At 39.2% G+C, this 15,219-nt stretch carries 15 protein-coding genes; 2 read left to right on the plus strand and 13 right to left on the minus strand.

From position 1 onward, the window contains the following. Positions 1-11: 11 nt before the first annotated feature. Positions 12-872 carry a HAMP domain-containing histidine kinase gene (locus tag DSM02_RS04695; RefSeq protein WP_128764559.1) on the plus strand — a complete coding sequence of 287 codons (861 nt, stop codon included), beginning with the start codon at positions 12-14 and terminating at the stop codon, positions 870-872. Further along, positions 865-1,245 (plus strand): response regulator, encoded by a 381-nt coding sequence (locus DSM02_RS04700; RefSeq protein ID WP_128764560.1) that lies wholly within the window; start codon positions 865-867, stop codon positions 1,243-1,245. The genes DSM02_RS04695 and DSM02_RS04700 overlap by 8 nt, the downstream gene beginning before the upstream one ends. Here DSM02_RS04700 and DSM02_RS04705 read toward each other — a convergent pair. The 13 genes from DSM02_RS04705 to thrA all read right to left on the minus strand — a co-directional run bounded on the left by DSM02_RS04705 (position 1,242) and on the right by thrA (position 15,175). Then, positions 1,242-2,294: an NAD(P)/FAD-dependent oxidoreductase gene (locus DSM02_RS04705; RefSeq protein ID WP_128760026.1), complete on the minus strand. Its 1,053-nt coding sequence runs from the start codon at positions 2,292-2,294 to the stop codon at positions 1,242-1,244. The two genes, DSM02_RS04700 and DSM02_RS04705, sit on opposite strands and share 4 nt — an antisense overlap. Before the next feature lie 45 nt (positions 2,295-2,339). Beyond that, positions 2,340-2,924 carry a precorrin-2 dehydrogenase/sirohydrochlorin ferrochelatase family protein gene (locus DSM02_RS04710; protein WP_128764561.1) on the minus strand — a complete coding sequence of 195 codons (585 nt, stop codon included), beginning with the start codon at positions 2,922-2,924 and terminating at the stop codon, positions 2,340-2,342. Beyond that, positions 2,924-3,688 (minus strand): uroporphyrinogen-III C-methyltransferase, encoded by a 765-nt coding sequence (gene cobA / locus DSM02_RS04715; protein ID WP_128764562.1) that lies wholly within the window; start codon positions 3,686-3,688, stop codon positions 2,924-2,926. The genes DSM02_RS04710 and cobA overlap by 1 nt, the downstream gene beginning before the upstream one ends. Next, positions 3,678-5,774, minus strand: coding sequence for a nitrite/sulfite reductase (locus DSM02_RS04720; RefSeq protein ID WP_128764563.1), 2,097 nt, complete (start codon positions 5,772-5,774; stop codon positions 3,678-3,680). Before DSM02_RS04720 ends, cobA begins: the two co-directional genes overlap by 11 nt. A 103-nt stretch (positions 5,775-5,877) precedes the next feature. Further along, positions 5,878-7,122: a sulfate adenylyltransferase subunit 1 gene (locus DSM02_RS04725; protein ID WP_128764564.1), complete on the minus strand. Its 1,245-nt coding sequence runs from the start codon at positions 7,120-7,122 to the stop codon at positions 5,878-5,880. 54 nt (positions 7,123-7,176) lie between these two features. Then, on the minus strand, positions 7,177-8,076 hold the full coding sequence (cysD, locus tag DSM02_RS04730) for a sulfate adenylyltransferase subunit CysD (protein WP_073100801.1): 900 nt from the start codon (positions 8,074-8,076) through the stop codon (positions 7,177-7,179). Positions 8,077-8,088: 12 nt separating this feature from the next. Then, positions 8,089-8,712 (minus strand): phosphoadenosine phosphosulfate reductase domain-containing protein, encoded by a 624-nt coding sequence (locus DSM02_RS04735; RefSeq protein ID WP_128764565.1) that lies wholly within the window; start codon positions 8,710-8,712, stop codon positions 8,089-8,091. Continuing rightward, positions 8,712-8,984 carry a DUF2061 domain-containing protein gene (locus DSM02_RS04740; RefSeq protein WP_128760019.1) on the minus strand — a complete coding sequence of 91 codons (273 nt, stop codon included), beginning with the start codon at positions 8,982-8,984 and terminating at the stop codon, positions 8,712-8,714. The genes DSM02_RS04735 and DSM02_RS04740 overlap by 1 nt, the downstream gene beginning before the upstream one ends. Positions 8,985-9,138: 154 nt before the next feature. After that, positions 9,139-9,552, minus strand: coding sequence for an RrF2 family transcriptional regulator (locus tag DSM02_RS04745; RefSeq protein WP_128764566.1), 414 nt, complete (start codon positions 9,550-9,552; stop codon positions 9,139-9,141). A 29-nt stretch (positions 9,553-9,581) separates the two neighbouring features. Then, positions 9,582-10,748 carry a trans-sulfuration enzyme family protein gene (locus DSM02_RS04750; protein WP_128764567.1) on the minus strand — a complete coding sequence of 389 codons (1,167 nt, stop codon included), beginning with the start codon at positions 10,746-10,748 and terminating at the stop codon, positions 9,582-9,584. Between the two features lie 214 nt (positions 10,749-10,962). Further along, entirely contained in the window at positions 10,963-11,391 is a 429-nt protein-coding gene (locus tag DSM02_RS04755) for an OsmC family protein (RefSeq protein WP_128764568.1), read from the minus strand. Between the two features lie 56 nt (positions 11,392-11,447). Beyond that, on the minus strand, positions 11,448-11,738 hold the full coding sequence (locus DSM02_RS04760) for an antibiotic biosynthesis monooxygenase family protein (protein ID WP_128764569.1): 291 nt from the start codon (positions 11,736-11,738) through the stop codon (positions 11,448-11,450). Positions 11,739-11,791: 53 nt separating this feature from the next. Next, complete coding sequence (gene thrA / locus DSM02_RS04765) at positions 11,792-15,175, minus strand: bifunctional aspartate kinase/homoserine dehydrogenase I (RefSeq protein ID WP_128764570.1); 3,384 nt, start codon at positions 15,173-15,175, stop codon at positions 11,792-11,794. Between the last annotated feature and the right edge of the window lie 44 nt (positions 15,176-15,219).

Consider the following 15,219-nt stretch of genomic DNA (forward strand, 5'->3'; position numbering starts at 1 on the left):
TAGTTTTGTTCTTGAATTTAGCCGGAGCAAAATATCGTATTACTTATGAAGCATTTTCTAAGTTTTCAGGAAGTCTAGGGAAGGTAGATTCTATTGAAATGCTGGGTGAGATAACCAATAGACACCTCAAGTATCTCTTCAACTTCAGAGCATTTAGAATCTTATTACTCGACAAAGATTCTATTAGTGGGTATACTTTCTCTAAAGGAAAAATCTATGCACACAATAATTCTGAGAATATACTGGATTATGAAAAGGAGCTTTTAGAAAAGCATACGCCTTTTTCGGAACCCGTAAAGCCAGATTCGCTACCTGTATATTTGTCGGAGTTGGATCTGCAAAATGGCGTGCTTTGGGGGTGGTATATCTCATACCCTGATTATCGTATTTGTGTATCGCTACTTTCTGATGACAATGTAAAATTCAATCACACGGATTCAGACATCATGCATATGCTTGTAGACAGTATAACATCAAAGTATAGACAAATCTGTCTTAGTGAAGAACTCAAATGTAAAAATGAAACGCTTCAGGATGCTATTGCCCAGATAGAGTTGAAGAATAGAGAGATCGAAGCTATAAATAGTAACCAACAGGACGTCATTAATAATCGCACTGAAGAACTCCTTAATAAAAATAAAAAACTCTTAGATCTCTCTCGGCTTAACTCACATAATCTTAGAGAACCGCTTACTCGAATTTTAGGTTTAATTGAAGTTGCTGATCATCTTGATAGTAAGGAATTAAAAGAAACCATGCTACCCGAAATAAAAACCTCTGCTTTAGAGTTAGACACTATCTTTAAAAAAGTTGTGCAACAAAGTGAAGAAGAGGCAAAAATCACAATTAATCAAGACGGCGGTTATGAATAAGCCTCTAAAAGTAATGCTGGTAGATGACCAGAAAATGGCCAATTTTATCAATAAAAAACTGATTGAAGTTACAGATTTTGCGCACAACATTCTGGCCTACACACTTCCTGATGCAGCATTACTAGATATTGAGACCCAAAAGCCAGATCTAATATTTTTAGACCTGAATATGCCCATCATTGACGGGTGGAAGTTTCTAGATAATTTACAACAGAATAAAAATTTTACACAAGTTGTAATCGTAACCTCAAGTACCAGTTCTATTGACAAAGAAAAAGCTCAGAATTATACTCAGGTGGTAGATTTTTTAATCAAGCCATTAACCCGAAATACAATTCTGAGCTTAAAAAATAAGCTGACAGCAGGAAGCTAGTCTATAGCTTGTACTACTGCTTTCTCTGCTTCTTTACGCGATCCATCAAAGCCGTCAATACCACTTACAGTCGTATATTTCATAACATAACGTTTACCGGGATTGATGATTTTATAAGCTGATTGACACATCATTGTTGCTTCGTGAAAACCACAAAGTATCAATTTTAATTTTCCTGGGTATGTGTTAACATCACCTATAGCAAACACTCCAGGAATATTAGTCTGATAATCTAAAGCATTATCTACTTTAATCGCATTCTTTTCAATCTCAAGTCCCCAGTTTGAAATAGGACCTAATTTAGGTGAAAGACCAAATAATGGAATAAATGCATCCGCTTCAATAGAAAATTGTTCTTCATTTCTCTCAACAACCACTTCTTTAAGCTCTTCTACACCTCCAAGCCCCACAACTTCTGCTGGCGTCACCAAATTAATCTTACCTAGCATTTTCAATTCACGTACTTTTTCAACAGAATCTAAAGCACCTCTAAATTCATTTCTACGGTGGATAAGTGTTACTTCTTTTGCGATATCAGCTAGATAAATACTCCAGTCTAGGGCAGAATCCCCTCCACCGGCGATAACCACTTTCTTATCACGGTAAACTTCCGGATCTTTTATCATATAAGCCACACCCTTATCTTCAAACTCATGAATATTAGGGATTACAGGTTTACGAGGCTCAAAACTACCCAAACCACCGGCGATTGCTACTACCGGTGCGTGATGCTGTGTACCTTTATTAGTGGTCACAATAAAACTTCCATCTTCTTGCTTCTCAATAGTTTCAGCACGCTCCCCCAAGGTAAAACCAGGCTGAAATTGCTTTCCTTGTTCTAATAGATTATCTACTAACTCACCAGCGCCTACTTCAGGAAAACCGGGAATATCATAAATAGGTTTTTTTGGATAAATCTCAGCTAACTGTCCGCCCGGCTGAGCCAGAGCATCAATAATATGACATTTCAACTTTAACAATCCTGCTTCAAATACAGTAAATAATCCCGTAGGTCCTGCTCCAATAATGAGTATGTCTGTCTTTATCATCTTCTTTATGCTTTGAGCTGATTAAAGCTCATTTCTACTTTCATTTTAATTTTTGGAAATCAATCCTTTTGTAAACTCATTTAGCGTTTCAACTTTTTCTTCAAAATCACCTTTTATGGTTTTTCTATATTCGTTAAGGTTTTGTACCAGATCATCTATATTTTCAGGTATTACCTCTTCAAAAAATTGTCTTAAGCGTTTTGCTGTAGTAGGTGATTTTCCATTAGTCGAAATAGCAATCTTTACATTTCCTTTTGTAACAATTCCGCCCATATAAAAATCACAAAGTTCAGGAACATCAGCTATATTACAAAGTAAAAAACGCTTTCTGGCTGCTCGATAAACCCGCTTATTTACTGCCGCGCTATCTGTCGTAGCTATAACCACGTGACGCTTTTTAAGCATTTTACGCGTAAACCGTTTCTTAGTGATTTTCACATTAAACTTTTTAGCCAACTCTAATGTTTCCGGTCTAAAAAATGGCGCTACCATTTCCACAACAGCATCCGGACTGGACTTTGTCAAAAAAGTCAATTTTTCTAAAGCTACGTTACCGCCACCTACAATTAGAACTTGCAGGTTACGAACTTTTAAAAAAACCGGATAAAGTGTATTTGTTTCTGTAGACATTAATGTGCGTTTTGCGCTATTTCTGATTGCAAATTAAGCAATTGCTCGCGATGTCTCACAACTTCACCTATCACAATAATTGATGGGTTAGTAAGTTTTAACTCTTGAACGACATCTTCAATAGTGGATATTGTTCCAATACCAACGCGTTCTTCTGGTGTTGTTCCATTTTGGATAATCGCCACCGGAGTATCTTTTTTTCCGCTTTCGCGGAAGAGTTTTGCGATCTTTCCCAGCTTACTCATCCCCATCAGTATTACTACAGTAGCTGAAGATTTTGCTGCCAGCTTTACATCATTAGACAACTTATGCTCTTTTGTAGTACCGGTTATTACCCAGAAACTTTCAGAACTTCCACGTTTGGTTAATGGTATATTTTGATATGCAGGCACTGCAAGCGAAGAAGAAATCCCCGGAACTAAAGCAACTTCAAGTCCGGCTGCGGCAGCTACTTCCATTTCTTCTGCTCCACGTCCAAAAATAAATGGATCTCCGCCTTTTAAACGCACTACGTGCCCATGGCTTTTTGCTCGTGATAAGATCAAATCATTAATCTGTTCCTGCTGATAGGCATAGCACCCTTTACGCTTTCCTACAAAAATCAGTTCTGCTTCTTTTGCGTATGCTAACAGCTCTGGATTAACCAAAGCATCATACAACACGACATCTGCACTTTCTAAAGCACGAATACCTTTTAAGGTAAACAGTTCTACATCTCCCGGCCCTGCTCCTACTACTGTTAATTTTGGATTATTAATTGGCATGTGCTAGTTGATTTTTTCTGAATGCATCTACTCGATCAAAAAATGCGTTTGCATCTGCAAGATACGCTTCAGCAAATTCTTTAGTAGGCTCATTATTTTGAATCTGGTATACAAGATCTTCAAATGAAGTTTCAGCTTTTAGTGCATCATGCTCTCCAAAAGTATTATCAAATTCAGCAATGATATTTGCCTGAGTATTGGTTTTTACATTTTCTGAAAGTAATATCGCCTTAGCTCCATTTACTAAACCGGCATAAGTGTGATAAACACTATCTGCAAAACGGTTTGCTTCGAAAGCTTCAATTGCATTACCTAATTTATCTTTAGCTTCAAGTAATAAAGTCTGAACCAAATCAATTACAACACCAGCACATTCTCCTACCCCTACTTCTTGAATATACTTCTCGTCATTACCCCAGTCCACAAAATCAGATTCTACTAAATTATTTGTTTCTGAAAGTGGTTTTAGGAAATCGTAAAAATAACGCTGCCCCTTCTCATCATAATAACTCAAGAAATCAAGCTCTCCTGCATTCTCTTTAAAATCATCAAGAATTGCACGTAATGCCTGAGGTCCTCTTTTACTAGGTATTTTGATTACTTTATCTGCAAAACGGCCTTGACCGTCTCCTAAAACACCACCCCCTAAAAGAACCTGTAATGCCGGAGCAACCAATTTTTCTGGTGTACGCACAGACATTCCCTGAAAACCGATATGAGCCATATTATGCTGACCACACGCGTTCATACATCCACTGATTTTAATGGTAATCTCTTTATTATTGAGATATTCTGGGTATTCTGCAATTAGTACATCTTCTAATTTATCTGCGATACCGGTACTACTTGCAATCCCTAAGTTACAAGTGTCTGTACCGGGACACGCAGTAATATCTGTTGTTGTTTCATATCCCGGTCGGGCAAAACCTAGGTTGGCTAGTTGTGAAAAGAAAAATGGTAATGCCCCTTCCGGTATATGTCTTAATAATATATTTTGACGTAGGGTAAGTCTTAACTCATCCCCTCCATATTTTTTAATTAAACCTGCTAATGCACGTGCTTTCTCTGTAGAAAAATCACCCAGTCTTACTTTGATACCTATAGCGCACAGACCGTCTTGTTTTTGTTTAAAAATATTAGTCGCTTTCCACGCATCATATGCTTTCTGATCTTCAATAGCTACCTGCGGCGCTTCAGTAAGTGGTCGTGTTGGAGCTACATCAAAAGCTGCAGTATCAATCTCGTAGGTCTTGTAAGAAAGTGCTTTTTGCTCTTCAGCAACCAATTCCATAAAGCCGTCAACTCCAATATCTTTGATAAGGAACTTCATACGCGCTTTAAGTCTTCTAGAACGTTCTCCGTGACGATCAAAAACTCGCAATACCCCTTCTATAAGAGGAATCAATTGATTTACCGGCAAAAATTCGTGTAACGTATCGGCATGTCTTGGCTGAGAACCTAAACCACCACCAAGCATTACTTTAAAACCGCGTGCACCATCTTTAATTTTTGGGATAAAGCCCAAATCGTGAATAAAAGCTAAAGCCGAATCATCATCTGTTGCTGAGAAAGACATTTTAAACTTTCTACCCATTTCCTGACAGATTGGATTCCGTAGAAAAAACTGAAACGTCGCATGTGCGTATGGAGTAGCATCAAAAGCTTCTTCCGGATTAATACCCGAGTCTGGACTTGCAGTCACATTACGCACGGTATTTCCACAAGCTTCACGAAGTGTCACATCGCTTTTCTCAAGCTCTGCCCATAACTCAGGAGTACGATCAAGACTCACGTAGTGAATCTGAATATCCTGGCGCGTGGTAATATGCAATTTGCCTCTTGAATATTCATCGGAAACATCAGAGATACGCAATAACTGATCGCTGGTCACCTTACCATAAGGCAACTTGATGCGTATCATTTGCACCCCTTCCTGACGTTGTCCATAGACACCTCTTGCCAGACGAAGACTTCTAAAACGTTCCTCATCTATCTTCCCATCCTTAAAGAGTTTGATTTTTTTCTCAAGCTCTATAATGTCACGTTCTACAACCGGATTCTCTATTTCTGTTCTGAAGCTTTGCATAGCTTATTTCTTTTTTATTTTAATTTCATTTTAATCCTATAGAAATAATAGGATTTTAATAAAAGAATGAATTGAAATTTTCCAATTCATTCTTTATATAATTTTATCCGATAAAGCCTACTCCTGCAGTAGTATTACTTTGCGTATCTATTAATATGAAAGATCCCCCAGCTTTATTGTCAGTATAATTGTCATAGAAAAGGTTTTTACTCAACTTAAAGTTAACCTTGCCTATTTCGTTTAAAGTCAATTGTGTTGCGCTACTATCTTCACCTGAATAATCAGTAGAAATTACATTCTCAATACTGTCTATTTTTGCTAAAACTCTATTCGTATTGTGTTGAATTTCATATTTAGCTCCCGGTATCAAGGCTTTTCCATCCATCCAGCAAACAGAAGCTGTAAGTGTTTTAGCAGAATGTGGTACTTCGTCAGACTTGACCAAGATATCACCACGCGTTACATTGATATCATTTTCTAAAGTAATCGTCACTGAACTACCAGCAATCGCCTCATCGTATTGCTCATCAAAAAACTCTATAGACTTAATTTTAGAGGAAGTTAAAGAAGGAAGAACCGTAACAGCATCTCCAACTTTTAAGCTGTTTCCATAAATTTTACCTGCATATCCGCGGTAATCATGAAATTCATCTTTTTTAGGCCTGATAACTGTTTGCACAGGAAAACGTGCAGCCGTCAACTCCTCTTGTTCTGGCTTTAAAGCCTCAAGAAAATCTAGCACACTATCGCCCGTATACCAAGACATAGCGTCAGTCTTTTGAGCAACATTATCTCCTTTTAAGGCACTAATAGGAATAAACGTTACTTCCTGCTCTTCATAGCTACTTTGCGCATTTAGTTTCTCAAAATCAGCTTTAATATCTTCAAAAACCTGCTGATCATAATCAACCAGATCCATTTTATTTACCGCAACAATCACGTGTTTAACACGTAATAAATTATTGATAAAAAAATGACGATAGGTTTGTTCAATTACTCCTTTACGCGCATCAATTAATATAATTGATGCTTGCGCTTGTGAAGCGCCGGTTACCATATTTCGGGTATATTCTACATGTCCCGGAGTATCTGCTATTATATAACTCTTCTTCTTAGTCGAAAAATAAATATGCGCTACGTCTATGGTAATTCCTTGCTCACGTTCTGCAACAAGACCGTCTGTCGCTAAAGAAAAATCAAGATAATCGTATCCTTTTTTCTTACTATTACGCTCTATTGCCTCTAATTTATCGTCTGTGAGTGATTTTGTATCGTAAAGCAGTCTCCCTATCAAAGTACTTTTACCATCATCTACACTACCTGCTGTTGCTATCTTTAAAACTTCCACGTTGTTATTCGTATTGCTATTAATATTGTTTTCTGTTCACTTTGTAAGTGAATTCTAGAAGTACCCTTGTTGTTTACGCTTTTCCATTGCTGCCTCAGAACGCTTGTCGTCTATACGCGCCCCTCGCTCAGAAATGGTAGAAACTTTTATCTCTTTTACAATTTGCTCAATGGTATCTGCATCAGACTCAACTGCCGCTGTACACGTCATATCACCCACAGTTCTAAAACGCACAATACGCTCCAAAACTTCTTCATCTTCCTCACGATACACATATTTAGATGCACTCCAAATCAGGCCATCGCGCACAAATGTCTCTCGCTTATGCGAAAAATAAATCGAAGGAATTTCGATATGCTCCTGCTCTATATAACTCCACACATCCAATTCCGTCCAGTTAGAAATCGGGAATACACGCACATTCTGACCAATTTCAATCTTCCCATTCAAAAGATCGAATAATTCAGGGCGCTGGTTTTTTTCATCCCATTGACCGAAATCATCACGAACAGAAAAAATACGTTCTTTGGCTCGTGCCTTTTCCTCATCACGACGTGCACCGCCTATACACGCATCAAATTTAAATTCTTCAATAGCGTCTAAAAGCGTAGTAGTCTGAAGCATGTTTCGGCTAGAATATTTACCAGTCTCTTCAGTCACTTTTCCTTCATCAATTGCATCCTGCACATGACGCACGATTAAATTCAATCCTAATTCTTCTACCAATTTATCTCTAAATTCTATGGTTTCAGGAAAATTATGACCGGTATCTACATGCAATAACGGAAAGGGAATCTTACCCGGATAAAACGCTTTTTGCGCCAAACGCACCAACGTAATACTGTCTTTTCCTCCCGAAAAAAGCAATACGGGGTTTTCAAACTGAGCGACTACCTCTCTAAAAATGTAAATCGCCTCGCTCTCTAATGCATTTGTTTTTAAAATCTTGCTCATGCTCTAATCGTTTTAGGCGTGTAATCCACACTCCCGGTTCTCCAACACTTTAGTTGGATCAAAATATTTATGTTCGTTTGGCAACTTATTTTCAGCCAAATAGGCATCTAATCCTGCATCGCTCCAATAGTAAAACGGACTCACTTTTAAAACTCCGTCTGCTCCGAGACTCAAAATATCAAGGTTATCCCTATGTGCAGTCTGTCCCTTTCTAAGGTTTGTAAACCATAAATCTGGTTTATGATTTGCCATAGCCCGTTTAAATGGCTCTAGTTTCACCTGCTCGGTAAAGATTTTATGCCTGGAATCATCTATTTGTGGAATTCCCATAACAACATCACGATGCGCGGCAGTTTGTTGAGGCACGTATAAATCAACTTTTAAATCAAGAAGTTTGATCACCTCTTCTGCATGTCTATAGGTGTTAGGTGTATTATAACCGGTATCACACCAAACAACCGGAATATCACTTTTAGCTTGAGTCGCTGCAAATAAAATTGCTGCTTCATAAGGCCGAAAATTAGTAGTAACAATTGGGTTTTTAGCATTCTGTACTGCCCACTGTGCGATTTCAACCGGAGTCTTTGACTTTAGCTCTTTATTAATATCTATTAACTGTTCTGCTGAATACCCCATTATCTCCCCCATTTTATAGTATTCCAAATACGCTCGTGAAAAAAGTAAAGCACCATTTTGGTTACCAACTCTACAGCTCCTATTGAGAATGCCAAAGACAATGTACCTGTTATAAACCAAGAAATAAGTATAGTATCAATCGTACCAACAATTCTCCAACTAACAGACTTAACAACACTTCTTAAAGGCTTTTCTGTAGAAGCATCTTTTTTATAAGTCACTTTTTGGGACTTATCTGTTTGAGCTTCGTTATATACTTGATCTAAAATCATATCTGAAATACTGAATTCTATATTTTATTTAAATCCTATCGGAATAGTAGGATTATAAAGCAAAAGTATACCCCATAATCGTATTGACCAAATCTTTGTAGTAAAATTTTAAAACTTTTAGGTGATTTTCAGCATTTAAGCCAAATATTCTGAATTATTCGGCAATTAGGTCTGCCAACGTGTTTTTATTCAATACCGCAAGGTTGCTATCTCGTAATTGAACCATAAGACTATGCACTGAACACGCAGTCTCATCCGGGCAATCGTCACATTTTTCGTAGAAATTAAGACTTACACAAGGCACCATAGAAACAGGCCCTTCCAAAATACGCATGACCTCAACCATTTTGATATCTTCAGGCTGCCTGCGTAAGTAATACCCGCCTCCTTTGCCTTTTTTGCTTCCTAAAAAACCGGCTTTGCGCAGGGTAAGCATAATACTTTCCAGAAATTTTTGAGAGATATTTTCACTTTTGGCTATAGCTCCTATTTGCAAAGGATCTTCTCCTTTGTGCTTGGCTACGTAAGCCAAAGCTTTGAGACCGTATTTTGTTTTTTTAGATAACACGGTCTAAATGTATGCAAAAAGTTAGAATTCTACGCTTTTAGCGCCTGATCCAGATCTGCGATAATATCATCTGCATGCTCCAGACCTACAGAACAACGCACCAAACCATCTGTGATTCCTACTTCAAGACGATCTTCTTCAGCCAGTTTGCTGTGTGTCGTAGAGGCGGGATGCGTCACAATCGTACGCGTATCACCCAAATTTGCAGATAGCGAACACATTTTAATCGAATTCAGAAATTTACGTCCGGCATCTATTCCACCTTTCACTTCAAAAGCGACGATGTTGCCTCCGTGTTTCATTTGTTTTTTAGCCACTTCATACTGCGGATGTGATTTCAGGAATGGATATTTCACAAAATTCACGTTCTCATGACCCTCTAAAAACTCGGCTACCTTAAGCGCGTTTTCACAATGCCGGTCTGCGCGTACGTGCAGGGTTTCTAAACTTTTTGAAAGCACCCAGGCGTTAAATGGTGATAATGCCGGACCAGTATTTCGAGAAAACAGATAAATCTCGCGTATCAAGTCAGCTCGGCCTATACTCACACCCCCCAACACACGCCCCTGACCGTCAATCATCTTCGTAGCACTATGAATCACGATATCTGCACCAAACTTAATGGGCTGCTGTAAATAAGGCGTTGCAAAACAATTGTCCACTACAAAAATCAGCTTGTATTTTTTAGCCAGATTGCCCAAATATTCTAAATCTAAAACATCACAACCGGGATTGGTAGGAGATTCAACATAAAGAATTTTGGTTTCGGGCTTAATCAGGCTTTCTGCTTTATCGACCTCATCAACATTAAAATACGAAGTTTCAATATTCCATTTTGGGAGGAATTTGGTAAACAAGCTGTGTGTAGAACCAAAAACCGAACGCGCCGACACAATATGATCTCCGCTATCTAACAAGGCTGCAAAGGTTGAAAACACAGCTGCCATTCCGGTTGCAAAAGCATAACCGCTTTCGGCACCTTCCATTTTGCAAATCTTCTCAATAAACTCGCTGGTATTTGGATTGGTAAACCGGCTGTAAATATTGCGTTCTTTTTCTTCGGTAAACGAAGCCCGCATATCTTCGGCATCTTCAAAAACAAAACTCGAAGTCAAATACATAGGCACAGAGTGCTCTAGGAATTCACTTCGGTTTAATTGGGTGCGTATGGCTTCGGTTTCAAAATGTTTAGTCATTGTTATTTAGATGTTAGACGTTAGACGCTAGATTTGAGATGGATTATCTTGCTTCAAATTCATTGTCTAAAATCCTGTTTCGGTTTTCTTGTGGTATTTAAAAGGTTGAAGCGTTCAATTGTTTAATCGTGGAATCGTTAATCACCTCTTAGATTTTACATTTAACCCTTTCTTTTAATTCTTTTCTCTTTCTTCTCTATTCTTTTTTCATATCTCAAATCTGCTCGACTTCTTCTCCATTTAAAAACACTTTGTATGAAATGTCTACTCCGGCTTGCAAGGTGATGGAAACTGAACAGTATTTTTCAAAACTCAATTGTGCAGCACGCAATGCTTTTGCAGGAGGAATATCGCCTTCCAGATACACATGTACGCGCATCGCTTCAAAAGGTTTGGCACCGCCTACTTCTTTGCGGTCACCCTCAACTTCTACGTGATACGAATCAATTTCTAACTTTTGCTTTTTTAAAATCGAAATGATATCAATCGCGCTACAACCGCCAACTCCCATTAATAGTAATTCCATAGGGCTGCTGCCTTGAACCACATCGCCGGTTTTATTATCTATCATTACCGGTACTCCTGATGCTCCTTTGGCTTCAAAAAGGTAGTCCTTGTTTTTACGTTCGAGTGTTACTTTCATAATATTATTTTTAAATGCTTTTGGGATTCTTAAAGAATCCCAAAATTTATTTTTTTTTATAAAATAGTGACGTAATGTTCAACAGTGGGAAAAGGATCGTAATAGTGATGTAAAAGATTTTTCCACTCCAGATATTCTGGAGATTGTCTAAAACCAACTATATGACTTTCCAAGGTTTCCCAATTCACTAGCAACGCGTATTTATTAGGCTGTTCTAAACATTTGCTCAGGGTATGGTTAATATAACCTTCACTAGAACTGATATATTTTTCTGCTCTCTTAAAATCAGTTTCAAATTGCTTCTCTTGACCTGCAATAACATTTAAAATCGCCAATTCTTTAACCATACTAAACCCAATAATAATAATAATAATAATAATAATATCAATAACAATATTTACTAGTTATTCCGCTCTGCGAGTTTCAATATATCTCCAAAAACGCCCCGTGCAGTCACAGCTGCTCCTGCTCCGGCACCCTGAATCACTAAGGGATTCTCTCCGTAGGATTCGGTGTAAATTTCAAAAATACTATCGCTGCCTTTTACCTGACCCAATGCCGAACTTTTAGAAACGGTAACCAGTTTCACTTCTAAAGTCCCTCCATCTTCCTGAGATAAATCGCCGTAAAGGTCGCCAACATAACGCAGAACTTCATCTTCTTTTAAGGCTTTTTTACGCGCTTCAAAAACCGAATCGAGCTCTTTTAGTCTTCCTAAAAAGTCTGATGCGGCTCCTTCCCGTAAATTTTCAGGAATGAGGCTTTGGATCTGCACATCACTAAACTCTTTGTGTAAGTCGAGTTCGCGAGCCAAAATCAACAATTTACGTCCCACATCGTTTCCGCCCAAATCTTCCCGCGGATCAGGCTCGGTAAAACCTTTATCAATCGCATCCTGCAAAACTTTTGAAAAATCGCGATCTTCTACCGAAAAAGTATTGAACAAGTAACTCAACGAACCGCTAAAAACGCCTTTGATACGGGTGATATTATCGCCCGAAAGATGCAACAAACGTATGGTATCTATCAGCGGAAGTCCCGCACCCACGTTGGTTTCATACAGGTAACGCTTGTTGTTTTCATCTAAAACCCGACGCAATTTTTGATAAAAATCAAAACCTACCGTGTTGGCTATTTTATTAGAAGAAACCAGATCAAATCCGTTTTGCGCCAGTTCGATGTAATTCTCGATAAACGCAGCACTTGCCGTATTGTCAATCGCAATTAGATTTGCCAAATGATTAGCTTTCGCGAAAGCGATCACTTCTTTTACTCCGGCTTCTTTTGCCTGACTTTTAAAATCGGTTTTCCAGCTTTCTGAAACGCCGTTTTTATCAAACAAGACTTTTTTAGAATTTGCTACCGCGAAAATATTCAGCGCGATTCCTTTACGTTCCTGTATGGTTTCGGCAGATGCTACGATCTGATCGATCAACGTACCCCCCACCAATCCATGACCGAAAATGGCAATATTTATTTTTTTGGCAATACCAAAAATTTCCCCGTGCACCACATTAAGAGCCTTGGTCAGTTGCGGTTTGCGCACCACCACACTCACGTTTTTTCCGGTAACCGTATTGTTGAACAACAACGGAACAATCCCGTTCTTGATGAGTTCGCTATAGGGTTTATGAAAACTGCTCAGATCCTGACCTATTATCGAAATCACCGCAACCTCATCAATAATTTCGATGCGGTTAACATCCTGACTTTGGAAATCGGCTTCAAACTCAAACCGAAGGGCCGAAATAGCCTGTTGCGCCTGCTTGGCCTCGACAACCAAACCAATTCCCCGTTCAGAAGAACCCTGAGCAATAATGCTCACATTTACGCCGCTGTTTCCTAAAGCCCTAAAAATACGGGCATCCACCCCTACTTTTCCCAACAAACCGCGGCCTTCCAAATTGATCAACGCCATGTCGCTCAATACCGAAAGGGATTTGATGCCTTCCTGCTCGGTCTGTGCAGTGATCAGTGTTCCTGCATCATCAGCCTTAAACGTGTTAAGAATGCGTAGCGGAATATTCTTCTCAATCAACGGAATAATCGTCTTGGCGTGCAATACCGAAGTCCCAAAATTGGCCAGTTCGTTTGCCTCGCTATAGGTAAGACGTTCGATCTTTTGCGCATCGGGAACCAGGTCTGGATTCGCGGTGAAAATTCCGTCTACGTGCGTATAATTTTGCAATTCGCCGGCATCCAGATAATTGGCTAAAAGTGAAGCCGTGTAATTACTGCCATTACGCCCTAAAGTCGTGGTCTGGTTGTTATCATCACTCGCGATAAAACCGGTCACGATGTTTACCGTCTCCCCATTATACTTTGTAAAATGCTTAACTACCTGCTCTTTGGAAAGCTTGTCATTGGGTTGTGCGTTGCCAAAGGTTCCATTGGTTTTTATAAGCTTACGCGAATCTGTAAACTGGGCTTTCACGCCTTGCTTTTGCAACAGATGGGTTACGGTTTTTACCGAAATCAATTCGCCATAAGACAAGATTTCATCTTTTACTTTCTTGCTATAATCACCAAGTAAGGCAACCCCATCAAAAAGACGCTTGAGTTCTGTGAATTCTTCGGAAAGATCTACGTCAAAATCATTTTGCTGATACTTTTTAAACGCTTCAAACTGATGCTGAAACTCCCGCCCTGAAGCTGCAGCTTCCAGGATTGCTTCCAGCTCATCGGTCGCACCACCTCGTGCCGAAAGTACCACCGCGATGCGCTCGCCATTTTCGACTTTAGTCTTAATGATATTTAAGACGGTATCGAGTCCGTTTCCGTTTGCCAGTGATTTTCCGCCGAATTTTAAAATTTTTAGCTTTGCGGTATCGGCTCTAAAGACCGGATACAGCAATTGCTCCAACTGTTCAAATTCAATTAAAAAAGCATCGTGCCCGTGTACCGAATGGATTTCGCCATAGGTTACATTATTCTTAACCTGCGCCAGTTGCTTGTAAGTCTCCCGGTTTTCAACAGGCGTAAAAAACAAATCTGAATCTACGCCCACGATGTGAATATTGGCTTCAACCTGACTCAAAATTTCATTAAAACCTTCGCGACCACGGGTAACATCAATGGTTTTAAGCAATTGGTTCATCAATTTATAGGCTGAAACCTGAAAGCGATCTTTCAATTTATGGCCGTGATGATCTAACCAACTCTCAACGTTGAAAATATTGAGATCTTCATTAGTGCTTCGCTGAAATTTATTTTTAAACGATTCCGGCGTGCGGTAACACAACATCGCGTGCATACGCGCATCGTGAACCGGCTGTGAGGAATTTTTTAAAATCTGCTCCTGAATCTGGCAATTGGCGATGAGCCAATCTGTAGATTTCCAGTCAGACGCTACGGGGATTAAATGCTGGGTGATCGCAGGTTGCAGCGCGACCATTTCCCAGGCGATACCACCACCCAATGAACCGCCAATAATGGCAAAGAGCTCATTGATTTTAAGTTCCTTTAATCCTTCTAAAAAAGCCCGTGCGACATCCTGCGCGACAAATTCTTTATAGTTTTCAATCAAAAAGCCGTCATAGCCGTTACCCGGAATATTAAACGAAAGAATACTGTACTTGCGCGTATCGATGCATTTATCATCGCCTATGAGTTCATTCCACCAGCCATCGGGACCGCTTACGTGCGAATTTCCCGTAAGGGCGTGATTGACTAAAATCACTGGAGCCGTGCCGAGTGGCTGACCAAAAGTCTCATAACTGAGCAACAGGTCAAGCTGAAATCCTGATTGAGTCTTAAATCCGGGAAGGTTAAGTTTGTGTAACATTTTAGGGAATCTTTCTAAATTAGAAAAAGACTAAGAGGTTAGTG

Origin of the sequence: Leeuwenhoekiella polynyae (assembly GCF_004104075.1) — a bacterium.
GTDB lineage: Bacteria > Bacteroidota > Bacteroidia > Flavobacteriales > Flavobacteriaceae > Leeuwenhoekiella > Leeuwenhoekiella polynyae.